Annotated in this window: 25 protein-coding genes; 4 read left to right on the top strand and 21 right to left on the bottom strand. The window is 41.8% G+C overall.

The window, feature by feature from the left end; genetic code table 11:
• Window positions 1-8: 8 nt before the first annotated feature.
• The 3 genes from rsiV to AWT60_RS04720 form a co-directional block, all read right to left on the bottom strand.
• Window positions 9-866, bottom strand: a complete 858-nt coding sequence (rsiV, locus tag AWT60_RS04730; protein WP_041105852.1) for an anti-sigma-V factor RsiV — start codon at window positions 864-866, stop codon at window positions 9-11.
• The gene (locus tag AWT60_RS04725) at window positions 867-1,361 is read right to left on the bottom strand and encodes an RNA polymerase sigma factor SigV (RefSeq protein ID WP_218676971.1); all 495 of its coding nucleotides are present in this window, start codon (window positions 1,359-1,361) and stop codon (window positions 867-869) included.
• A gap of 149 nt (window positions 1,362-1,510) precedes the next feature.
• Window positions 1,511-2,170, bottom strand: a complete 660-nt coding sequence (locus tag AWT60_RS04720) for a hypothetical protein (RefSeq protein WP_218676970.1) — start codon at window positions 2,168-2,170, stop codon at window positions 1,511-1,513.
• Window positions 2,171-2,254: 84 nt separating this feature from the next.
• On the opposite strand from AWT60_RS04720, the gene katX reads away from it, so the two are divergent.
• A complete protein-coding gene (katX, locus tag AWT60_RS04715; RefSeq protein ID WP_373272896.1) occupies window positions 2,255-3,865 on the top strand; it encodes a catalase KatX in 1,611 nt (536 codons plus the stop codon).
• Between the two features lie 49 nt (window positions 3,866-3,914).
• Here the strand turns inward: katX and wrbA are convergent, their stop codons facing one another.
• The 10 genes from wrbA to AWT60_RS04665 all read right to left on the bottom strand — a co-directional run bounded on the left by wrbA (window position 3,915) and on the right by AWT60_RS04665 (window position 11,826).
• Window positions 3,915-4,529 carry an NAD(P)H:quinone oxidoreductase gene (gene wrbA, locus AWT60_RS04710; protein WP_034283654.1) on the bottom strand — a complete coding sequence of 205 codons (615 nt, stop codon included), beginning with the start codon at window positions 4,527-4,529 and terminating at the stop codon, window positions 3,915-3,917.
• A 72-nt stretch (window positions 4,530-4,601) separates the two neighbouring features.
• Complete coding sequence (locus AWT60_RS04705; protein WP_041105858.1) at window positions 4,602-5,210, bottom strand: alpha/beta hydrolase; 609 nt, start codon at window positions 5,208-5,210, stop codon at window positions 4,602-4,604.
• The gene (locus AWT60_RS04700; protein ID WP_041105860.1) at window positions 5,207-6,178 is read right to left on the bottom strand and encodes a ring-cleaving dioxygenase; all 972 of its coding nucleotides are present in this window, start codon (window positions 6,176-6,178) and stop codon (window positions 5,207-5,209) included. Before AWT60_RS04700 ends, AWT60_RS04705 begins: the two co-directional genes overlap by 4 nt.
• 190 nt (window positions 6,179-6,368) lie before the next feature.
• Window positions 6,369-7,886, bottom strand: coding sequence for an osmoprotectant update ABC transporter permease/substrate-binding subunit OpuFB (opuFB, locus tag AWT60_RS04695; protein WP_075621353.1), 1,518 nt, complete (start codon window positions 7,884-7,886; stop codon window positions 6,369-6,371).
• Window positions 7,879-8,844: an ABC transporter ATP-binding protein gene (locus AWT60_RS04690; protein ID WP_218676969.1), complete on the bottom strand. Its 966-nt coding sequence runs from the start codon at window positions 8,842-8,844 to the stop codon at window positions 7,879-7,881. Before AWT60_RS04690 ends, opuFB begins: the two co-directional genes overlap by 8 nt.
• Window positions 8,845-9,047: 203 nt before the next feature.
• Window positions 9,048-9,287 carry a 30S ribosomal protein S18 gene (gene rpsR, locus AWT60_RS04685; RefSeq protein ID WP_008359105.1) on the bottom strand — a complete coding sequence of 80 codons (240 nt, stop codon included), beginning with the start codon at window positions 9,285-9,287 and terminating at the stop codon, window positions 9,048-9,050.
• A gap of 40 nt (window positions 9,288-9,327) precedes the next feature.
• The gene (ssbA, locus tag AWT60_RS04680; protein ID WP_007497456.1) at window positions 9,328-9,870 is read right to left on the bottom strand and encodes a single-stranded DNA-binding protein SsbA; all 543 of its coding nucleotides are present in this window, start codon (window positions 9,868-9,870) and stop codon (window positions 9,328-9,330) included.
• A gap of 36 nt (window positions 9,871-9,906) precedes the next feature.
• Window positions 9,907-10,194 carry a 30S ribosomal protein S6 gene (rpsF, locus tag AWT60_RS04675; protein ID WP_024424058.1) on the bottom strand — a complete coding sequence of 96 codons (288 nt, stop codon included), beginning with the start codon at window positions 10,192-10,194 and terminating at the stop codon, window positions 9,907-9,909.
• 108 nt (window positions 10,195-10,302) lie between these two features.
• On the bottom strand, window positions 10,303-11,403 hold the full coding sequence (ychF, locus tag AWT60_RS04670) for a redox-regulated ATPase YchF (RefSeq protein WP_024424059.1): 1,101 nt from the start codon (window positions 11,401-11,403) through the stop codon (window positions 10,303-10,305).
• 216 nt (window positions 11,404-11,619) lie between these two features.
• Window positions 11,620-11,826: a DUF951 domain-containing protein gene (locus tag AWT60_RS04665; RefSeq protein WP_008347561.1), complete on the bottom strand. Its 207-nt coding sequence runs from the start codon at window positions 11,824-11,826 to the stop codon at window positions 11,620-11,622.
• A 295-nt stretch (window positions 11,827-12,121) separates the two neighbouring features.
• On the opposite strand from AWT60_RS04665, the gene AWT60_RS04660 reads away from it, so the two are divergent.
• Complete coding sequence (locus tag AWT60_RS04660; RefSeq protein ID WP_041105866.1) at window positions 12,122-13,441, top strand: phage hydrolase; 1,320 nt, start codon at window positions 12,122-12,124, stop codon at window positions 13,439-13,441.
• Between the two features lie 15 nt (window positions 13,442-13,456).
• Window positions 13,457-13,867 carry a hypothetical protein gene (locus AWT60_RS04655; protein WP_041105868.1) on the top strand — a complete coding sequence of 137 codons (411 nt, stop codon included), beginning with the start codon at window positions 13,457-13,459 and terminating at the stop codon, window positions 13,865-13,867.
• 25 nt (window positions 13,868-13,892) lie between these two features.
• On the opposite strand, the gene AWT60_RS04650 is transcribed toward AWT60_RS04655, so the two are convergent.
• Complete coding sequence (locus tag AWT60_RS04650; RefSeq protein ID WP_076840623.1) at window positions 13,893-14,948, bottom strand: YkvI family membrane protein; 1,056 nt, start codon at window positions 14,946-14,948, stop codon at window positions 13,893-13,895.
• A 72-nt stretch (window positions 14,949-15,020) separates the two neighbouring features.
• Here AWT60_RS04650 and yyaC point away from each other — a divergent pair, with 72 nt between their 5' ends.
• Window positions 15,021-15,647 carry a spore protease YyaC gene (gene yyaC / locus AWT60_RS04645; RefSeq protein ID WP_076840624.1) on the top strand — a complete coding sequence of 209 codons (627 nt, stop codon included), beginning with the start codon at window positions 15,021-15,023 and terminating at the stop codon, window positions 15,645-15,647.
• 25 nt (window positions 15,648-15,672) lie between these two features.
• Here yyaC and AWT60_RS04640 read toward each other — a convergent pair whose 3' ends face one another.
• The 7 genes from AWT60_RS04640 to mnmE all read right to left on the bottom strand — a co-directional run bounded on the left by AWT60_RS04640 (window position 15,673) and on the right by mnmE (window position 23,469).
• Entirely contained in the window at window positions 15,673-16,527 is an 855-nt protein-coding gene (locus AWT60_RS04640; RefSeq protein WP_024424064.1) for a ParB/RepB/Spo0J family partition protein, read from the bottom strand.
• Window positions 16,520-17,281: a sporulation initiation inhibitor protein Soj gene (gene soj, locus AWT60_RS04635; RefSeq protein ID WP_008360890.1), complete on the bottom strand. Its 762-nt coding sequence runs from the start codon at window positions 17,279-17,281 to the stop codon at window positions 16,520-16,522. Before soj ends, AWT60_RS04640 begins: the two co-directional genes overlap by 8 nt.
• 236 nt (window positions 17,282-17,517) lie before the next feature.
• Complete coding sequence (locus AWT60_RS04630; RefSeq protein WP_041105874.1) at window positions 17,518-18,342, bottom strand: orthopoxovirus pf05708 family protein; 825 nt, start codon at window positions 18,340-18,342, stop codon at window positions 17,518-17,520.
• A 129-nt stretch (window positions 18,343-18,471) separates the two neighbouring features.
• Window positions 18,472-19,347, bottom strand: a complete 876-nt coding sequence (noc, locus tag AWT60_RS04625; protein WP_024424067.1) for a nucleoid occlusion protein — start codon at window positions 19,345-19,347, stop codon at window positions 18,472-18,474.
• A gap of 105 nt (window positions 19,348-19,452) precedes the next feature.
• Window positions 19,453-20,172: a 16S rRNA (guanine(527)-N(7))-methyltransferase RsmG gene (rsmG, locus tag AWT60_RS04620; protein ID WP_024424068.1), complete on the bottom strand. Its 720-nt coding sequence runs from the start codon at window positions 20,170-20,172 to the stop codon at window positions 19,453-19,455.
• A gap of 13 nt (window positions 20,173-20,185) precedes the next feature.
• Complete coding sequence (mnmG, locus tag AWT60_RS04615; RefSeq protein ID WP_041105876.1) at window positions 20,186-22,072, bottom strand: tRNA uridine-5-carboxymethylaminomethyl(34) synthesis enzyme MnmG; 1,887 nt, start codon at window positions 22,070-22,072, stop codon at window positions 20,186-20,188.
• A 17-nt stretch (window positions 22,073-22,089) separates the two neighbouring features.
• Complete coding sequence (gene mnmE, locus AWT60_RS04610; RefSeq protein WP_024424070.1) at window positions 22,090-23,469, bottom strand: tRNA uridine-5-carboxymethylaminomethyl(34) synthesis GTPase MnmE; 1,380 nt, start codon at window positions 23,467-23,469, stop codon at window positions 22,090-22,092.
• Between the last annotated feature and the right edge of the window lie 67 nt (window positions 23,470-23,536).

Here is a 23,536-nt window from a genome sequence, read left to right as displayed (position 1 = left end):
TCTTCTTTTTAATGAATGTACGTATCACTCACGAGAATATCCTTTAGCACGCTTGTTGGAATCGTGAATTCAACAACACCCATGTAGCCAGGCGCGACATCATATTCATTAAAGGAAATCACAAGCTTCCCTTTTGAATTGATATAGAAGTTTTGATCCGGCTTAATTTTCTTAAATGGATCCGCCATATCTTGCTTGCCAATCCAATACATTTTGTTTGAATCCTCTTTCATCTGTTTCTTCATTTGTTCTTTAATATTTTCACTAATCACATCAATATAACGATCATCTTTAAACAGGCTTGGTAATGTAATAAGGACATGGTTTTTCTTATCAACCGTATCATATGTCATTTCCTCTGCCGCAGAAGCCTGAGTCGTCACCTTGTATCGGCCTAGTGAAAGGATTTGATCATTGTTCGTTCTCACTTCATAACCGCTCTCAACACTTAAATGACCATTTTTATAACCCTTTGTTTCCTTTTCAAAATCTTGATACAGCTTTTTGTTTTCAGCTAAATATTTTTGATTCAGGCTGTCTTGTAATGTTCCGTCCCCAAGTCCTGAAACGTGTGGTGTTTTAAGATCAATATTCGTTCCTTGATCGCTCTTTTTAAATTCTGTAAACGTTACGACTTTCACCAGCTCGCCAATGACAGGCACCTCTGAAATCGCTCTTGCTGCCTGTGGACTGACATTAACCGTTGTAACAAAAAGAGCAGCAGCCGCAACAAGTCCGATGGTCCATTGCTGAAAATGAGGTTTTTTATTTTTTCGTTTCAACGTTCGTTCAACCATTGCATCATATTCCGGTGGAATAGGAATTTCTAAATATTCATCTTTTAAATGTTCCAAATACTTATCCATTTATATTTCCTCCTGTGATAATTCTACTTTTAAAAGCCGCAGCGCCTTATATAATCTTGTTTTAATGGTGTTTTCATTTTCATCGAGAATCTGGGCGATGTCCTCTAATTTTAAATCTTCAAAGAATCTCAAAATAATGATGACCCGATACATCTCAGGCAAATCCTCTATAGCCCGTCTGACGTCTTGATCCTCGTATACATCTGATTCGCCCTGTGATAAGAATTCAAGCGTTTCATCATCTGTCACCTGCACCCGCTTCTTCTTTCGTAAAAAGTCTAGGGCAGCGTTCACCACGATTTTATAAAACCAGCTATGCATCTTGCTCTCATCCTCTAATCGGTGAACAGATTTGAGTGCTTTATGAATGGCCTCCTGTACAACATCCATAGCATCTTCTGGGTTTTTGACATAACTATAGGACAACCGATAAAAACTGTGTTTATGCTCCATGACGTAATCCGCAAATTGATCATCTATTTTTCGTTTCTTCATTTTACAAAGAGCTCCTTTATCTTAAATGCGCATCTGTTATTTCTTACATTGGATAGACGCGCGCCTTTTGAAAATAGTTTGCGCTCGGTTATTTTTTTAACATGTCATCGCATTTACGTTCCTATACAAAAAGAGCGAACCTGATGGGTTCACTCTTTCCAAGCGGATAATGTTTGATGGACAAACTGTTTTAGTGGAGAAAGCGGATGAATAATAGGAACGCCTGTCTTCTGCTCCATCTGCTTTGCCGCACGAACCATCGAAAGCTGCATCACACAAATGTCTCTCCCTTTTTGCATCATACATGTTCTCAGCTGCTCCTTGATTTGTTCATCATAGGCTTGTATATCACCGTTTAGGCAGAGATGAAAGACATCCTCCATCACAACCATGTCTACTTCAAGCTGTTTGCCCCGCTCTGTGGCATATGATTCAAGCCGATGCATCGTCCCTTCCACTGTATCTGGGTTGGAAAACACCAGTTGAAGAGGCCCTTGTTTCTCACAAATCAGCTCAAATAACGGTTCATCGATCGGAACAATCGGTTGTTTAAAGAGGTGCTGCTGATCACCCAAAGCGGCAATGTATTGTGTACACGTGAGCAGAATGAGATCGGCTTTACTTTCTTGCTTTAATCTGTTGATAGCATACGTTTGCTGCTTGTGTTGATCAAATGCAGGATCTTGTGTCGCGCGTTCTATAAATGATGAATCGACCGTGTGATGCAAATCAACATCTGTATCACCAAAAACATCTTCTATATAAGACTGATTGGATGGATGGGCGTGAAGGCAGTGTAATCGAATCATCTGGTTTGCTCCTCGTGAAAGTTTTCAATCATTATATCAATCCTTGTATGAAATAGGGAACAACATGACCATATTGTTAGGGAGATATTGAAGGAGGGATTCGAATTGAAAGAAGATCAACAGCCTAAACCATCTTCAGAGTCAGAAGAAACCTTAACGAATCGGCAAGGTCATCCCGTAACAGACAATCAAAATATGAGAACTGTTGGGAATAGAGGACCCACTACGCTTGAAAACTACGATTTCCTAGAGAAAATCAGTCATTTTGATCGTGAACGCATCCCTGAACGTGTCGTTCATGCACGCGGTGCTGGAGCTCACGGTTATTTTGAAGCCTACGGCACATTCGGGGATGAACCCATCTCTACCTATACGAGAGCGAAATTGTTTCAGGAAAAAGGGAAAAAGACGCCTGTTTTCGTTCGTTTTTCTTCAGTGATCCACGGCGGTCATTCGCCAGAAACATTACGCGATCCGAGAGGGTTTGCGATTAAATTTTATACAGAGGAAGGCAACTGGGATCTCGTGGGGAACAACCTGAAAATTTTCTTCATCCGAGATGCTTTAAAGTTCCCTGATTTGGTTCATGCCTTTAAGCCAGATCCTGTCACCAATCGTCAGGACGGCGAGCGTATTTTTGATTTTGTCTCACAATCACCTGAGGCGACGCATATGGTGACATTTCTCTTTTCACCGTGGGGCATCCCTGCAACATACAGGCACATGCAAGGCTCAGGTGTCCATGCGTACAAATGGGTCAACCATGACGGAAAAGCGGTGCTGGTTAAATATCATTTTGAACCGAAACAAGGCATTCGCAACCTGACCCAAGAACAGGCGCAAGCGATTCAGGGAGAAAATTTTAACCATGCCACACAGGATTTATATGAAGCCATTGAGCAAGGAGATTATCCTGAATGGGAGGTATATGCACAGATCATGGAAGATGATGCCCACCCTCACCTCGACTTTGACCCGCTAGACCCGACAAAACTTTGGTACAAAGATGACTATCCATGGAAACCAATCGGACGGATGGTATTAAACAAAAATCCAGAAAACTATTTCGCAGAAGTCGAGCAGGTTGCCTTTGGGACTGGCGTACTCGTAGACGGTTTGGACTTCTCAGATGATAAATTGCTACAAGGCCGCACCTTCTCCTACTCTGACACGCAGCGATATCGTGTAGGGCCAAACTATTTACAGCTGCCGATCAATGCACCGAAAAAGCATGTCGCCACCAATCAGAGAGACGGACAAATGGAATACCATGTCGATCAAGGCAAAGGCCAAAATCCCCATGTGAATTATGAGCCATCGATCCTCGGAGGATTAAAAGAAGCCAAACAGGATGGAAAGGATCATACGCCTTTTGTAGAAGGTGAAGTCAAACGAGAAGCCATTGACCGCCCGAACAACTTTGGACAAGCGGGAGAAACATATCGCCGTTTTAATGATTGGGAGCGTGAGGAACTGATTAAGAACTTAGTCAATACCCTTGCGACATGTCAAAAGGACATTCAAGACCAAATGATCGAAAACTTTACAAAAGCAGACCCTGATTACGGAAAGCGTGTTGCTGACGGCTTAAAAGCCTTTAAACAAGAGCAGCCAAGCGGACCTATCGGCTCTACAGGCGCTGCCGAAGCCGTGGACGAAGCCATCAACAACAGCACACCATCAGATCCTTATTAATGAAAAAAAGAATGCAGCGGCGAGGCTGCATTCTTTTTGTATACATCTATTAAGCGTTTTGACCTTTTTTGATCCATTCTGCCACATTGACTGTACGTTTTGCCTGATGTTTCACAGCGGCTTCTGCATCCTCTTGGATTTTTCCATTTTGGTCAACAGTGACACTTACGCCATAAGGGTTGCCCCCTGCACCGTATAAGGAATCATCTGTGTATCCAGGAGCGGCAATAATGGCTCCCCAGTGGAACATCGTCGTATATAGGCTGAGAACCGTCTGCTCCTGTCCGCCATTTGCGTTTTGAGCTGAAGTCATCGCGCTGACTGCTTTGTTTGCCAATTTACCTTGGAACCACAAGCCGCCTGTTGTATCTAAGAACTGCTTCATTTGAGCTGGCAGGTTACCGAAACGTGTCGGCATGCTAAAGATGATGGCATCTGCCCACTCTAAATCACTTAATTGAACCTCTGGCACATCCTTTGTTTCGTCTAAATGTGCTTTCCATGCTGGATTTGAAGCGACAACTGCTTCTGGTGCCAATTCAGCAACCTTTAATACTTTGACCTCTGCGCCAGCTTCTTTTGCTCCCGCTTCAGCCCATTTCGCCATCTGATAGTTTGTACCTGTTGAACTATAATAAATAATCGCTAATTTTACGTTTTCCATTTGTTCCAGCTCCTTTTGTTTGTTTTGCCCAAAAAGCTTCTGTAAAAATCCCACCTGTATTCCCCACCTTATTTAAAATTGACGACGATACCATAAAGCCGCAGCATCGACTTCTTCTCTCGTTAGCTGATGTCCGCGATTTTCCCAATGAAGTGTAACCGATGCACCTGCACCCTGCAGCAATTGCTCCAGCTCCTGTGATTCCTCTGGACGGCACATTGGGTCATTTTCACCAGCTGCTATAAAGACTTGTTTCCCCGCTAATGAAGGCAATGAAACTCCGCGTCTTGGAACCATTGGATGATGCAGGATGGCGCCTTTTAGGGCATCCCCATAATGGAATAACAAGCTTCCAGCAATGTTTGCCCCATTGGAATATCCGATAGCTACCACATTGTGACGATCAAATCCATATTCATCAGCTGCTTCGCCGATAAATGTATATAGTTCCTCAGTACGTTCAATCAAATCCTGTTCATCAAATACACCCTCTGCCAAACGTCTGAAAAAACGCGGCATGCCGTTTTCTAATACATTCCCTCTCACACTAAGAACAGATGCATCAGGATCTACTATATGTGCAAGCGGCAATAAATCTTCTTCCGTCCCGCCAGTTCCATGCAGTAATAACAGGACAGGTCTTTGTTCATTCTTTCCTTTTCGAAAAAGATGCTTCATCATGAATCTCCTTTCCCTTTAACTTCTCTCACTTCAATTGGCAGTACAATTTGTTCAATCTGACGGCGCTGCGCCTCATATTGCGGTGGCAGTTTCAATGCTTCACCCATTGTTTCCACTGATTCATCGTGTGCAAACCCTGGAGGATCAGTAGCGATCTCAAATAATATGCCGCCAAGCTCTCTAAAATAAATAGCATTAAAATAATTTCGATCTTGCACAGGTGTCACTTGATACCCGCTTTGTGCAATATGTCTTTGCCAATCTAATTGATCCTGATCATCTGTTGCTCTCCATGCAATATGGTGCACAACCCCAACACCCATACGTCCTCGTGGAACAGGCGTAATGTTCACATCAATCACATTGCCTATTTCACCAAACGAACGGAATCTCACATAGTCTCCTTCGGCTCCCACTCGTTCAAGTCCCATCGTTTGCTCTAGCAGCTGCATCGTTTGCTCCGGCTGTGATGTTAATAAAACAGCTCCGCCAAATCCTTTAATGGCTACATCTGGTGTGACACCATTAAATGTCCACTCGTTTTGCTTTCCTTCCGCACGCTCTACCAGCTCAATCAATAAGCCGTGTGGATCTTCAAATGAGAGAAAAGCTTCCCCAAAACGTTCAACCATTTCATAAGAGACATTAAACTGCTCAAGACGATCCTTCCAGAAAGAGAAAGCGCCTGTCGGTACGACATATGTCGTCACGCCCACTTGACCTGCACCAATTTGACCTTTTTGTGCACCTGGCCAAGGGAAAAACGTAATAATTGTCCCTGGAGAGCCGCCTTCATTTCCAAAATATAAATGGTATGTGCCCGGATCATCAAAATTCACGGTCTTCTTCACGAGACGAAGTCCTAAAACACCTGCATAAAAATCAACGTTCTCCTGAGGATGACCGACAATAGCTGTAATATGGTGAATTCCTTCTGTTTTTTTCACTTCTAATGACCTCCTAATCATGAAGTAATAAGCCTCTATTCATTATGTCTTTACTGACATCTTTATATTATCTCGAATTCGAGATAATAGATCAAAAAAATATATTTATCTCGAATTAAGGATATGATGTTTTTAAGTAAATGTCAATGATTTTTGTTTTTCTTTTAAAAAGGCAGAGCTGTTTTGCATAAACAGCCCTGCTTTCCCTTGTTTATTGCAGCAACTTTTTCTTTTTTAAATAGGCCTTCGCTACCTGAAATGCATCCTTTCCCTTCACATTGACTTCATAATTCATTTCTCTCATCTCATCGTCTGTGATTTGACCCGCAAGCTTATTGAGAGAGGTCTCAATCTCAGGGAATTCAGTTAATGTCTCCTGCCTGAGCAGCGGTGCTCCTTGATATGGCGGGAAAACATGCTGATCATCATTAAGCACCTTTAATTTGTATTGTCTCAATTCACTGTCTGTCGAATACGCATCGACTAAATTGATATCTCCTTTTTGAATCGCTCGATACCGAAGCTTCGGCTCCATCGTCACAACATCGTCAAAGGAAAATTGATAAGCTTTTTGAATACCTCGATACCCATCCTGACGATCAGAAAACTCTAAGGTAAATCCAGCTTTTATACGGTTTTTGATCTTCCCTAGATCTGAAATATTGGTCACCTCATATTGATCAGCCAGTGACTGCGGCACGGCTAAAGCATACGTATTGTTGTATGCCATGGGCTCAAGAAGGCGGAGCTGAAAGGACGATTCCAATCCACGCCGCGCTTGCTCATACACTTTTCTTTTATCTGTGCTTTTTGCTGTTTCTTTGAGGAATTCAGAAATTGCTGTACCCGTAAACTCAGGATAAATATCAATATCACCAGAGCGTAAAGCCTGGAAAACAAAGGACGTCTTACCAAGACCGGGCTTCAGGTTCACTTGAATATCTGTATCCTGTTCAATTAAAAGCTTATACATCGAGATCAAAATCTCAGGCTCTGATCCTAGCTTCCCGCCAATGGTGATTTCTTTCTTTTCTTGCTGAAACAGCACGGGGGCAGCGACAACTGCTCCTGCAATCAGAGCAAAAACAGTCACAGAGATCACAGTCTTTTTAAAGGAAATTTTCTCAAAGGTACGCAGCACCACATCAAATAATAGAGCGAGTAAGGCAGCTGGTATCGCGCCAATGACAATGAGCGACATATCATTTCGATCAATTCCCAGCAAGATTAAGCTTCCTAATCCCCCAGCCCCGATCAGTGCTGCCAGAGTGGCGGTCCCCACAATGAGTACCATCCCGGTTCGAATACCAGCCATGATGACTGGCATGGCAAGAGGAAGCTCCACCTTTAATAACCGTTTGCGATGATTCATCCCCATAGCAAGCGCCGCTTCTCTCAGAGAAGGATCAACCTCCTGAATGCCTGTATATGTATTTCTTAAAATAGGGAGTAGGGCATAGACCACAAGCGCAATAATCGCAGGTACTTGCCCAATCCCCACGAGAGGAATCAACAAGCCAAGAAGTGCGAGCGACGGAATCGTTTGTAAGACGGCCGTCACCCCGATGACCCACTCCGCTAGCTTTGGAACCCTCGTTAAATAGATACCTAATGGAATAGCAATCAAAATCGCTAAAAATAAAGCAATAAAAGAAATTTGAATATGCTCAAGTAAGGCATGTCCCAATTGTTCTTTGCGTTCCCATAACACACGGGTCCAATCATTCATGTGACTCGCCCCTCTCTTTAGGAGAATCAGCTAAATACTGAATCACTGCTTGACGATTCACTAGTCCAATCCGCTCTCCATTCTTTTCAACAGCCAATTCCTCGTGCTTTGCCAATTGAGACAAGACTTCATCCAGTTCGGCATCTGATGAGACCGCCTCATAGGGTAAAAGAGCTTCGTGGGCTATCGGTTGTGCCAAGGTTTCCAGCTCAAAAGCTCGATGTCCCACATGGCGGGCAGCCCCTGAAACAAACTCCTGTACAAAGGCATTGGCTGGATGTTGAACCAATTCCTCAGGACGTCCGATCTGCACTACTTTTCCTTCATTCATCACACAAATCCGATCACCAAGCTTCATAGCTTCCTGCATATCATGCGTCACAAAAACAATGGTTTTTTGTATACGGCGCTGCAAATCAAGCAGATCATCCTGCAATTTCTCCCTCGTTAGTGGATCTAACGCACTGAAAGGTTCATCCATCAGGACAATCTCAGGATCAGCTGCAAGTGCACGTGCCACACCGACACGCTGCTGCTGTCCACCAGAGAGCTCTGCTGGCTTTCGATGTCGATACATAGCAGGATCAAGCCCGACCATCAACATGAGTTCATCGACACGCTGATTGGTCTCATTCCGGCTCCACTGTTTAAGCTCTGGCACCACAGCAATATTTTCTTCTATGGTCATATGAGGAAAAAGCGCAATTTGCTGCAAAACATAACCGATATCCCAGCGCAGCTCATACATATCATAATCACTTATTTTTTGACCCTTTATGTAAATCTCACCTTCTGTAGAAGAAATGAGACGATTGATCATTTTCAATGTTGTCGTTTTCCCGCTGCCACTAGGTCCAATCAATACAAAAAACTCACCTTTCTGAATCTCCAAATCAACGGATTGAACGGCATAGCGCTCATCAGAAAATTGCATCGATACCTTTTTAAATTCAATCATCTTCCCACGCCCTGACTGCAATTATTTTCTAGACTACCAATATGACAGATCAACCTCATATTTGTATAGAATAAACTGTCACTTTTACATACTTCCCCTCGGTTGACTGTCAGAAACAACTCTAGCAAAAATAGATGAGATTCACAGTGAGGAAAATAAAAAAAGCGAAGAGCCCGGGGCTCTCCGCTTTTTAAGTCAACGACTTACTCACCAGTAACGTATGGAAGTAATGCCATTTGACGTGATCTTTTGATCGCTAAAGTCAATTTACGTTGATACTTAGCGCTAGTTCCTGTTACACGACGAGGTAAAATTTTACCACGCTCAGAAACAAACTTTCTAAGAAGATCAACATCTTTGTAATCGATGTGCGTGATACCGTTAGAAGTAAAGAAACATACTTTACGACGTTTCGCACGACCGCCTCTGCGTCCACCTGCCATTTGTTTTCACACCTTTCCTTTAGTCATTTTTTCAGATCAATTAGAATGGCAAATCATCATCGGAGATGTCAATCGGTTTACCATCGTTCGCAAATGGGTCATCATTAAAGCTATTTCCCTGATTACGATTTTGGTTGTTTTGATTGCCATATGGATTTTGACTTGGTTCATTTCCAAATGGATTCTGATCGTTTTGGCTACCGCCATAATACTGGCCTCCGCTATTGCCACCGCCGCTGTATCCACCTGAACCAGCACCGCCGCTCTTAGGCTCAAGAAATTGAACACTTTCAGCTTGAACCTCTGTCACGAAGACACGCTGTCCTTGCTGATTTTCATAGTTTCTTGTCTGCAAACGACCGTCTACACCGGCAAGACTTCCTTTTTTCAAGAAATTAGCCACGTTCTCGGCTTGTCTTCTCCAAGTAACACAGTTAATGAAATCGGCTTCACGCTCTCCAGATTGATTCGTAAACGTACGATTCACAGCTAGAGTAAACGTGGCTACAGCCGCACCATTAGGCGTGTAGCGAAGCTCAGGGTCTTTTGTTAGTCTTCCGACCAATACAACACGGTTTAGCATATTGAAAGACCACCTTTAAATATATATTTCAATGATTTATACTTCTTCTTTAACAACAATGTGGCGAATGATATCGTCACTGATCTTAGCTAAGCGGTCAAATTCTTGAACTGCTGCAGCGTCAGATTGAACGTTTACGATTTGGTAGAAACCGTCACGGAAATCGTTGATTTCGTATGCAAGACGACGTTTACCCCAATCCTTTGTTCCAGTGATCTCCGCACCGTTAGAAGTTAACACGTTATTGAAACGCTCGATAACTGCTTTTTTAGCCTCATCGTCAACTGTTGGGCGGATGATGTACATAACTTCGTACTTTCTCATCTGATTGCACCTCCTTTTGGTCTAAGCGGCCCTAAACGGGCAAGGAGCAATAAATTATATTACTCACAATTGTATATTATAACAAATCACTTGGCCTATGACAAGAACCTATACATTAAAACGGAAATGAATGACGTCTCCATCTTTCACTACATATTCTTTACCTTCTAGACGAACTTTCCCTGCTTCTTTAGCAGCAGACATGCTTCCGCCAGCTAGTAAATCCTCATACGCAACCGTTTCAGCACGAATAAATCCACGCTCGAAGTCTGTGTGAATGATTCCAGCACATTCTGGCGCTTTCATTCCTTTTTTAAATGTCCAAGCACGTACCTCTTGCTCACCTGCTGTGAAATACGTAGCTAATCCTAGAAGTGAATAAGATGCTCTAATTAGCTGATCAAGCCCTGACTCATTAATACCAAGCTCTTCAAGGAACATTTGCTTCTCTTCTCCTTCAAGCTCTGCAATTTCAGACTCGATCTTCGCACAAACGACGATAACTTCAGCGTTTTCACCAGAAGCAAACTCACGGATTTGCTGCACATATTCGTTGCCCTCATGATCTGCTACTTCATCCTCACTCACATTTGCTACATAGAGAACTGGTTTAGATGTGAGTAAATGAAGCTGTTTCACAAGCTTTTGCTGCTCATCAGTAAATTCTACAGATCTTGCCGATTTCCCAGCTTCAAATGCGTTCATTAGCTTCGACAAAATCTCAAATTCAGCTACTGCTTCCTTGTCCTTTTGTTTTGCAAGCTTACTCACACGAGCTAAACGCTTTTCAACTGTTTCTAAATCAGCCAAAATCAATTCGAGATTAATCGTTTCAATATCTGCCACAGGATCAACCTTACCAGCTACGTGTGTAATGTTATCATCTGCAAAAGCTCTGACCACGTGACAAATCGCATCTACTTGTCGAATATGAGAAAGGAATTTATTCCCTAAACCTTCACCTTTAGATGCACCCTTGACAATACCCGCAATATCAGTGAATTCGAAAGCAGTGGGAACTGTCTTTTTCGGCTGCACCAATTCTGTTAGCTTTTGTAAACGCTCGTCAGGAACTTCTACAATTCCGACGTTTGGATCAATGGTACAAAACGGATAGTTAGCAGACTCCGCTCCAGCCTGTGTAATTGCATTAAATAGCGTTGACTTCCCGACGTTAGGTAAGCCAACAATACCAGCTGTTAAAGCCATTCTTTCATCTCCTCTATATCAAACGTGCTCGTTATACTGCGTAATATGAACCTAGAGCAATTATAAGTAGGTTTACATGAAAAGACAAGCTAACCATCATGCATTTTCAATAGAAGAAACATCGTCAAAAAGAATAAATCAATGCTTCAAAACGAGAAGATGCACCTGGTTTTGCTGTAGAAAAGACAAATTTAATAAAAAAAGCATGAGGCCTACTTAAGCAGTTGGCTCCTCATGCTTGACGAGAATTTTCTTCATTTTTCGTTCAAAATCTCTTCTTGGGATCATCACGCTGTGTCCGCAGCCTTCACATTTAATACGGATATCCATGCCCAAACGAATGACCTTCCACCGATTGGCACCACATGGATGGGGCTTTTTCATTTCTACAACATCATGTAACCCAAACGCTTTGTCTGCCATCAGCCTTCACCTCTCCTTGCTCACTTCATTGAATCTATTGTACAAAAAAACGGTGATGAAGGGCAATGCACAAAACCAAGAGCCTCTTTCAATCGTTCATCCTATTCTTTTTTAGAGAAAAAACCCTTCTTTTAGATCATTTTATTTGTGACCAATAGTTACTTAAACTCCGTTTTTTTTCAATATTGTCACAAACACTGTAGGTCAAAAGGTTTTTATTGGTAGAACGCGGTGGTTTTTCCATATTTTTTGATTTATGATATCTGCATAAATGTTATGTGAGGGAGCAGGTACGATGGTCAATCGAAAGGATAGATTAACTGATAAAGAATATAAAATCATATCCGATCATGCTGGAAATATAGACAATTACCAGCAGCACCATACGATAGAAATAGGTCAGCAAACACTCACTGTCCACGATTTTCTAAAGATCGACCATAAAATATATGGTTTAACAATGCAGCCAGAACAATCAGATGAATTCATCGTCGCTTTTCACTGTCCACTGCCAAACCAAATGACGGTGACATCTAAGCAAGATGTACACAACGCGGCACAGTCATTACTCAAAACAGACTATGCCTATCCAATTGAAAGAAAGTCCCTTGATGGCAATCAAGACCATGTCTTTTTTAAAGGGAAGGAATACATAGAGAAAGTCTGTCAGAAGCATCCGAATGCAGGTATCCATCTCACTGGACAAGCACTTGCCGGTGCTGTTTGTGCTTATGTTGCAACAGAACAGCCAGCTGTCAAAAAAGCCGTCACCTTTGACAGCCCAAATATATGGAGCAGCCTGTCGCCTTCGATTCAGCAAAAGGCGCAGCAAGGTCAATATACACGCATGTTGATTGAATATATTCAGCCTAGTCATTACGTCGGTTTACTCAATCGCCATGATCAAGGAGTTGGGCAAGTCAAGTACACCGTACCGCCACGGCAGCAAGACTCAGTCCAAGAATCCGTTAAATACAAAAAAAGGGAAATTGACACCTTTTTAAAATCAGCTTTTGCATCTATGAATATAGAATGGAACGAATCCTTTGATACAAATGCTTTTTTAGCTCTCGTTTCAGGAGAATTCAAAGCAAATGGATATTCATTCCATCCGAATGGATCCGCCCGTATTTTAGATGAACAGCTTGATCATAATACAAGTTTTACAGCCATGCTGCTGCAAGAAATTCATTCTGGACGTGCATATGCACAAAGCGGACTTGAAATTATCATAAAATCCCATTTACTGAAAAATTCATCCTATGATCTACAAAGTATTATTGAACATGAAGTGCACACTGTATTTGAAAAAATCGATGGAATTGATGAAAGCGTAAAAGACGCCGTCCATCATGTGAAACAAGAGCTCAAAGGACTCGTCGGCTTTGGCCACTATGATTTATTAAGTCATAGTGATGTGGAAGCACTGGTAGAGGAAGTCAGAATGGAACAGACACATTCCTCCTTTTATTCACACGAAAAACAACTGAATGCCTTGTACACCCTGAGGGATTACGAACAAGAGCTTTCTGCCCTTTCAAGACATATGTACACAATGGGTGATGACTACGCCAAGGCAGATAGACGCCTTGCGATGCAAATGGGTATTCATTAAGAAAGGAGTCATCGCATGATCAATCAAAATAAGCCTCCTAGTGACGCCCAGCGTTTCTTGCAAAATGTGAGTGCCCGCCGCTCCATGTCTGTATTCGAAAATCAATCGGCACCAAATACACAAACACATTCTCCTGAAGAAATCGCCGCCATTCAGGCCATGCGCAGAGAAGGACAGCGAAAGGATCTAAAACGGCTGCTCAAAATGCGGCTGCACGACGAATTAGCAAATACTCGCGTGCACTTGGAGTATCAATTGGCTAAAACAGAAGACATGATAAACCAGACGACCATTGTCAAACAACACATTTCCCAGCATTTAAAGGGACAGGCCATTTCAGAATTAGAGGATCGCCTCCAGCGTCTCAAGCAAATGCCTGTCTATGATGATATCAAAGAAGCTATTGATTCAATTCAGATCAAATAAGCACAGCTCTAAAAAAGAGAGGTGCTTATTTTGTTTTATCAATATAATTTTTAGAACGAGAAAATATCTTTTTACTTAAAATCGGATACAGCATTAAACAGACGAGCAAATACAGATTCAACAAACTATAAATTGGATACAAGAAAGCAATCAAATCAGCAAATCCAAGAGATGTTAAAGGTGCCATCAAAAGAAGCATCACCAATACAACCAGCCAGCGGGGCATTCGTACAAAAGAAAGCATCCGGCTGGATAATCCAAATAAACCTGCTGCCGTCGTCGTATAAATTGCTAGACAAAGGACAACGGTCATAAACACAAACAAAGAAGTCGGCGCCCCTTCTAATACTGTAAACAAAGGAATTCCCTCTGATGAAAGACTTCCCGAAATATCAACCAGTATTTCGTTATACACATACGAGATGACACCAAAAATAAGACCGCTTAAGATACTCGCCACTTTGGCTTCCCCAAGCCCCTTCATTTCTTTCCCAACCGAAGACAGCACTGCCACAACAGATAATATGTTCAAAGAAGCAAAGACAATGCTGGCAGGCCAATTGTACTGCTGCCCAAAATCAATCCGCCACATATGATCATGGTTCATATAATAAAAAACAAACGCATAGATGAGCCCCGCCACCAAAATTGGTATAATGAAAGCATTCACAGATAAGAGCCCTTTCACATCCCAGAAAAAAATCATAAATGAAAACAAACAAAACGCGCCGATGCCAACCCAAAAAGGCACATGATACATCTCAAGCGTCACCCCGCCGCCAGCAATCATGACCGTCGTTGTCGTGAATAAATAAAGGACAATTAACACGTCATACACCTTAGCCAGCCATGGACCGACAAGCCGTTCCAGCACTGGCACAAAGTGATCGGCACGCACCTCATAACTGATTTTTAACACCACATAGGTAGACAGCATAAACATCAATGTAAACAGTAGAATGGCTAGTCCGCTATCAATGCCAAAAAACTGCCAAATTTCCTGGCCGGAAGCATATCCCGCACCTATTAAGCTTCCTAAAATTAAAAGCGTCCACCTTGAACCAGCCTTCCACACAATCATCACCTCATAGGTATAGAATTAAGCTTGTTTCCGTATACTGTTACTAACTACTATGACAAGGAAGTGAGACCTATGAATAGCAAGAACGGTCTTTTTTTTAGAAATAGGGTAAAAGAATACGTGTCCCATACGGATACAAACGCCATTCAACAGCTTAAAAGTATTTTATTCTCGCATATTCAGAAAGCAGGAAAAAGACCCGTTGCCATCGTTTGTATTGGAACAGACCGCTCAACTGGCGACTCTCTAGGTCCACTTGTTGGTACAAAGCTTTCAGGTCTGGATTTGAAAAAGCTTCATGTATATGGAACACTCTCTGACCCAGTGCATGCGGTCAATTTAAAAGAAAAACTCGCTGAAATTGAACAAGCTCATAAACACCCGTTTATTGTAGCGGTTGATGCCTGTTTAGGAAGAGTGAAAAGTGTCGGTTCCTTCCAAATTGGAGATGGTCCGTTAAAGCCTGGAGCTGGTGTCCAAAAGGAGCTGCCAGAGGTAGGAGATATTCATATTAATGGGATCGTCAATGTGAGTGGTTTCATGGAATATTTCGTCCTCCAAAACACACGTCTTCATCTTGTCATGTCTATGGCCAATACACTTTCTGAAAGTCTATCTCACATTGACCAAATGGATTGGACAAGAGAAAAAAACCGGTCTCTCTTCACCCCTATTCAAAATATCACTGGGAGAATATAAAAAAGACCATCTCATATCAAGATGGTCACTCTGATGATTCCCTCGTAGAAAGCAATTCAAGGATTCTTTCTAAATCTTCATTCGAGAGGAATTCAATCTCAATTTTCCCTTTTTTCTTCTGTTTCTTGATCGTCACGGAAGTACCAAAGTAGTTTTGTAAGAAAGACTCTCTTTCTTTCAACACTCGATCCTTTGGTGCTTCTTTTTTCTTTGTTTCACGTGGAACATTTTCGTTTAACTGCTGAACAAGTTTTTCAACCTGTCGTACGTTTAACCCCTCATCCACGATTTTCTTTACCAAAGGCGCCAGCTTCTTTTTGTTCTTTAAGCTAAGCAATGTCCGGCCATGTCCCATTGATAACGTTCCATTTGCAATCAGCTTTTGGATGTCATCCGGTAAAGTCAACAGACGGAGATGGTTCGCAATATGCGGTCTGCTTTTCCCTAATCGCTTCGCTAATTCCTCTTGCGTCACACTTAGATGATCCAGCAAGGAAGCATACGCTTCCGCTTCCTCTAGTGGAGAGAGATCCTCACGCTGCAGGTTTTCTAAAAGGGCAATTTCTCTCATCAGCGTTTCTGAAAACTCTCGAACGATCGCAGGAATTGTTGTCAGACCAGCTTGTTGTGCTGCGCGAAAACGGCGTTCTCCTGCTACTATGTCATATCCTTTAATCGATTTACGAACAATGATCGGCTGTAAAACACCGTGCTGCTGAATCGATTCTTTCAGATCAGACAACGCATCATCATCAAACGTTTTCCTTGGCTGATAAGGATTCGGACGCAAATCCTTTAATTTAATTTCTTCAACCGTTTCTTCATTTGAGTCTACGTTGTTAAATAGTGCATTAATACCCTTTCCAAGACCTTTAGCCATTCGCATCCACTTCCTTTGCTAAGTCTAAATAGACATCTGCACCTCTTGAACGTGGATCATACAAGATAATAGGCTTTCCATGACTTGGCGCTTCACTCAGCCTCACATTTCTCGGAATGACGGTTTGATAGACTTTATCTCTAAAGTATTTCTTCACTTCTTCGATAACCTGAATCCCAAGATTTGTTCGGGCATCAAGCATTGTCAGCAAGACACCTTCAATGGCAAGATCGGTATTTAAATGTTTCTGCACGAGACGAACTGTGTTTAACAATTGGCTCAATCCTTCCAGCGCATAATATTCGCACTGAACTGGTATTAAAACGGAATCGGATGCAGTTAACGCATTAATCGTCAGCAGTCCAAGTGATGGCGGGCAGTCAATAATCATATAATCATAATTCTGCTTAACAGATTCAAGTGCTCTCTTCAGCCTCACTTCACGTGAGATTGTAGGCACAAGCTCTATTTCAGCCCCTGCAAGCTGTATTGTCGCAGGAATGACATCAAGATTTTCGACCTCTGTCGTCTTAATCACATCAAGAACATCTGCATCATCAACTAAAATATCGTACACACACTTCTCTACGTCGGCCTTCTCAATCCCAATACCACTCGTGGCATTGCCCTGCGGATCAATATCAACTAACAACACTCGTTTGCCTATGTATGCTAAACACGCACCCAAATTAACAGAAGTTGTCGTCTTCCCGACGCCGCCCTTCTGGTTGGTAATCGCTATGATTTTTCCCACGATGTCACCCACTTTCAACTTAACAAGTTTCTCATTCATTCATACTTTCTATTCTATCAAAAAAAGTATGAAACGTTTGCTTTTTTTGTTTCCCTATTATAAATTCGTCGTTGAATGTGCCTTTTCGTACATTAAAGAACGAATGAAAACACACCTAAAAAGTATATTGATATATCTTTTTTAAGAAATAGACATACATCAAAACCCTCACTTCTATCAAAAGTGAGGGTCACATATCAAAAGTATAATTCACCTATTTTGCGGCCTTCACTTACAATGACCTTAGGAGTTACTGTTTTATAGCTTTTCTTTTTTAAAAATCCATAGGGTGTCTTAATGATAAATGTCGCATGTCCCAAAGCGTCCCCTGTTTTGCCATAGGCCTGCCACACGATCTTTGAACAATAAGTCGGGTCCAATGATTGAATAGACATGGTGATGGAATAGCGAGCCTTCGGATGACCTTTCACATAATCGTGTGCCCATTCCCCTGCTAAATGTGCCTTCTCCTCTTGATTAATCCGAATTACCTTTGTATTGGCACTATAGCGAAACCAGTTATGAATGGAATCAAGTTGAGGATGCTGCCGAAACCCTGGAATAGAAGCATAGCTTTTCTCATTAATGACGATACCTGCATGTCCAACCAAACCCTTCACAGCATCAGTGGTTGTCACCAAGATATCTCCTTTTTTAGGGATAATATCGGTACCAGGATACGGCTTTCCTAAAAGTTGCTTGAGGGTGTGCGGCTTTTCATCCGTCACCAGCTCATCATGCTTATTTTGTCTTAAACCATAGTTCTTCAAATCATCGTCAGCTGTAATCAAGTCGATCGAATCGTCGGAAGACGCATACTCTTGATTAAATTGCTGTACAGTCACATCTTTAGAAACAACACCTTGCTTCTTCAGAACGTTCAATTCTTCGTTGGTCATCAGGCCTTCATCCGCATGAGCCGTTGGCGATTTCACAGCGTATATTGTCGCTTCATTTGGAAAAAGAGAAAAAGAAATTAGTAAATAGCAAATAATGGCGAAAATAGTCTTCTTCATTTTCATCAGTAGTTGTCACCTCCTTCATACTACGAAAATCATATTTTACCAATTTATAAATATTATGTAAATATGGTGTGTGCAGAAAATAAGACAAACAAAAAAAGCTGACGAGTGGCGCTCATCAGCTTTTTTCTATTTAGGAATTCGAATCGTTAATTGGATATATTCCTCAAACTCTTCTTCCTCGGTATTTATTTTAAGTCCGCTGTCTTCTACCATGTGGAGAGACTGACGAATGGTATTCATTGCAATTCGTGTATCACGACTAAACGCCTTACGCTTTGGCTTCGGTTTGCGATCTGTTTTTTGTTCAAGCATCTTCACTACACGCTCTTCAGTCTGTTTCACATTCAACTGCTTTTCGATGATTTCCTGCAATAGCGCGATTTGTAATTCTGGAAGCTTTAGGGGCACAAGTGAACGGGCATGCCTTTCAGAGATTTTTTTCTCTAAAATGGCCTGTTGTACCTCTTCAGGCAACTTTAAAAGTCTTAATTTGTTTGCAACAGTTGATTGTCCCTTGCCTAAACGCTGAGCAAGCGCCTCTTGTGTTAAATCATGAAGCTCTAAAAGACGGGCATAAGCATGAGCCTCTTCAATAGAAGACAGCTCTTCTCTTTGCAAATTTTCAATCAATGCCACAGATGCCGTTTCCGTATCAGTAAAATCTTTTATAATAGCGGGGATTTTCTCCCATTGAAGAGTCTGCACCGCTCTCCAACGTCTTTCGCCGGCGATCAGTTCATATTTTCCTTCTTCTTCTGTTGGTCTAACAACAATTGGTTGGATAATGCCATGGGTATGAATCGTCGTGGCCAGCTCTTGTATCTTTTCTTCTGAAAAAATGGTGCGTGGCTGAAAACGGTTTGGCATAATTGTGTCGACCGGGAGCTCCTGTATCTCTTCCTTTAATGTATCATGCTCAGCAATCTCTGCCTCTATTTCGGTTTCACGCTCAGGATGTTCTTTGTCTCCAAGCCCGAAGAAGCGTGAGAGTGAATGCTTCATGAACCTACACCACCTTTAAAAACTACCTTTTTATAATTCTATTTTCTCATGTTTTTTCCTTCTGTAAAATCATAAATATTGAAGAAAAACCGACCTTTTACATGATCAACCTTCTATTGGTGATTTATTAGGTGTTCCTGGTTTTCTAGGATATTTTTTTGGTGTTTGCTTTTTCTTTTCAATGACAATGATGTTCCGTTCGCTTTCTTCTAAAGGAAGAACAAAGGAATGCTTTTCAACAACCTCTCCTCCGAGGACTGTGACAGCTTTTTTCCCTGCTTGCATTTCTTCATCAGCGGCAGATGCTTTTAAGGCAACAAACAATCCTTCCTTTTTCACTAGAGGCAGACATAGTTCGCTCAAGACGGATAAACGTGCAACTGCTCTAGCAGTGACAAGATCATAGCTTTCACGCTTTTCCTTACGTTGTCCAAACGTTTCCGCACGATCATGATAAAAAGTAGTATCTTGTAAGTTTAATCCTTTTGCTAACTCATTGAGAAACGTAATTCGTTTCTGAAGAGAATCAACAATGGTCACATGTAGATGAGGGAAACAAATTTTAAGAGGAATGCTTGGAAAACCAGCACCAGCTCCAATATCACAAATCGTCGTCACTTTGTGAAAATCAATAAAAAATGCTGCTGATATTGAATCATAAAAATGCTTTAAATACACTTCTTCCTTTTCAGTAATGGACGTTAAATTCATTTTCTCGTTCCATTCTACAAGCATGCGGAAGTAGGTTTCAAATTGTTCAAGCTGCACAGGAGAAAGAGTGATCCCTTTCTCCTCTAGTGCTGCTGTAAATTGTTCAATGTTCATGCCGACATCCTTTCTATTCTGCTATCTTCGCAATACGCCCCTGCTCTAAATATACTAAAAGGATAGAAATATCAGCAGGGTTAACGCCTGAAATACGAGAAGCCTGTGCAACAGAAAGCGGTCGGACTTCTTTCAGCTTTTGTTTCGCTTCAGTTGCAATCCCTTTGATGGCATCATAATCAATACGATCAGGAATCTTTTTGTTCTCCATCTTTTTCAGTTTTTCAACTTGCTGGAGTGACTTTTCAATATAACCTTCGTATTTAATTTGAATCTCTACCTGCTCACACACATCAGAAGGAAGCGGTGTTTCCGCAGGAGCTAATTTCACAACAGTTTCATAATTCATTTCTGGACGCTTCATCAAATCACTTGCACGAATGCCGTCCTTCAACTCACTTCCACCGAGTGAACGAATAAATTCTTGAGTCTCTGCTGTAGGTTTAATGATCACAGAATATAAGCGTTTTTTCTCTGCTTCAATGGCTTCTTTTTTCTGCTGGAATGCTTGGAATCTTTCTTCAGAAATTAATCCAATTTGATAGCCAAGTTCAGTTAATCTTAAATCAGCATTGTCATGACGTAGAAGTAGACGATACTCAGCACGTGATGTCAAGAGACGGTATGGTTCATTTGTTCCTTTTGTGACAAGGTCATCGATGAGGACACCGATATATGCATCAGATCGGCTTAAAATGACTTCTTCTTTACCTAATGCTTTTCTTCCTGCATTAATACCTGCCATAATCCCTTGACCTGCTGCTTCCTCATAACCAGACGTACCATTAATTTGGCCGGCTGTATATAATCCAGAAATTTTCTTCGTCTCAAGTGTAGGCCACAACTGAGTAGGCACAATCGCATCATACTCGATGGCATAACCCGCTCTCATCATTTGAACATTCTCGAGTCCTGGGATGGTTGAAAGCATTCGCTGCTGTACATCCTCAGGAAGACTTGTAGACAATCCTTGAACATAAACTTCCTGCGTATTACGACCTTCTGGCTCTAAGAAAATTTGATGTCTCGGTTTATCATTGAAACGCACCACTTTATCTTCAATGGACGGGCAGTATCTAGGACCAGTTCCTTTAATCATACCTGAATACATTGGAGAACGGTGAAGATTCTCATCAATAATTTGATGAGTCTCTAAACTCGTGTACGTTAACCAGCATGGCAGCTGGTCGGTAATATATTCAACCGTTTCATAGGAGAATGCCCGCGGGACTTCATCACCTGGTTGAATTTCTGTTTTACTATAGTCAATCGAGTGGCTATTCACTCGAGGAGGTGTTCCTGTTTTAAAGCGAACCAAATCGAATCCTAGTTCTGCTAAATGATCCGATAATTTAATGGAAGGCTGCTGGTTATTTGGACCACTTGAATACGATAAGTCTCCTAAAATAATACGGCCTTTTAAGAAAGTCCCTGTCGTTAATACAACAGACTTCGCACGATAGTTCGCCCCCGTTTGAGTAACAACACCTTTACATTCATCATCTTCTACAATTAAATGATCTACCATACCCTGCAGCATTGTCAGGTTTGGTTCATTTTCCATTGTTTTTTTCATTTCATGCTGATATTGGAACTTATCTGCTTGCGCTCTTAACGCACGGACAGCAGGTCCTTTCCCCGTATTCAGCATGCGCATTTGAATATGCGTCTTATCTATATTTCGTGCCATTTCTCCGCCTAGAGCATCAATTTCTCTGACGACAATCCCTTTTGCGGGGCCGCCTACGGACGGATTACATGGCATAAAAGCAACCATATCGAGGTTGATAGTCAATACAAGTGTTTTGGCGCCCTGTCTTGCAGAAGCAAGAGCAGCCTCAACTCCAGCATGACCGGCACCCACGACGATTACGTCATAATTGCCAGCTTCATAACCCATTTCTTATGTTCCTCCCTTTACTTTCCTAAACAGAATTGAGAGAATAACTGATCAATCAAGCTTTCATGAACAGCATCCCCAATAATTTCACCCAGCTGTTCCCAGCAGCGTGTTAAATCTATTTGAACTATGTCGATCGGTACGTCCATTTCAATTCCTTCAAGAGCATCCTCAATGGATTGTTTTGCTGCCTGAAGAAGAGCAATATGCCTTGTGTTACTTACATACGTTAAATCTCCACTTTCAATTGAACCCGTGAAAAAGAGTGATTGAATCGCAATTTCGAGCTCATCAATCCCCTTTTCTTGTAATAATGATGTAGTAACCACCGGACGATCCTTCGCTAACTGCTTGACCTTTTCGATATCAAGCTTAGGCTCAAGATCTGTCTTATTCACGATTACGATGATATCCATGCCTGAGACGGCCTCAAAAAGTTTGATATCCTCTTCTGACAATTCCTCGCTATAATTGAGCACAAGTAAAATCAGGTCAGCTTCTTTTAAGACCTGTCTAGATCGTTCAACCCCTATACGCTCAACAATGTCCTCCGTCTCACGTATACCCGCAGTATCGACTAATCGAAGCGGTACACCTCTAACATTTACATATTCCTCAATGACATCTCTCGTTGTTCCAGGAATATCCGTTACAATCGCTTTTGTTTCCTGTACAAGACTATTCAACAAGGAAGACTTCCCAACATTCGGTCTTCCAATAATGACAGTGGATAAGCCCTCGCGAAGTATTTTCCCCTGCTGAGAAGTCGTTAGCAGTGACTCAATTTCCTTTTTCACTGATGTTGCCTTTTCAACTAAAACCCGATGCGTCATTTCTTCAACATCGTCATACTCAGGATAGTCAATATTGACTTCAACATGGGCCAGAGTTTCCAATATCTCACCGCGAAGTCGTTTAATCAAACCGGAGAGTCTTCCCTCCATTTGAGTAATCGCTACATTCATCGCACGATCTGTCTTTGCGCGAATCAAATCCATTACCGCTTCAGCCTGTGAAAGATCAATTCTTCCATTTAAGAAAGCTCGTTTTGTAAACTCACCTGGCTCCGCTAATCTTGCTCCTTCTCTTAAAGCAAGCTGCAGTACTTTATTGACCGTTACAATTCCGCCATGGCAGTTAATCTCAATAACGTCTTCTCTCGTAAATGTTTTTGGCGCTCGTAATACTGACACCATGACCTCTTCTATGACTTGCTCAGTGCTAGAGTCCACAATATGACCATAATGAATTGTATGTGAATCCACCGATACAAGTTTTTTCTCCTTAGGACCTTTATACATCCGATCAGCAATCTGTACCGCATCAGGCCCGCTTAAACGGATGATCGCAATTGCTCCTTCACCCATCGGTGTAGAAATTGCTGCAATTGTATCCATCACTCATTCACCTCTTTCTCTACTTAATAAACAGTCTGTTATCTATTAAATGGACATTGTCCATCTC

Source organism: Bacillus sp. F2HM (assembly GCF_019266135.1).
Taxonomy (GTDB): Bacteria; Bacillota; Bacilli; order Bacillales; family Bacillaceae; genus Bacillus; species Bacillus safensis.
This window is presented reverse-complemented; position numbering and strand designations above follow the sequence as displayed.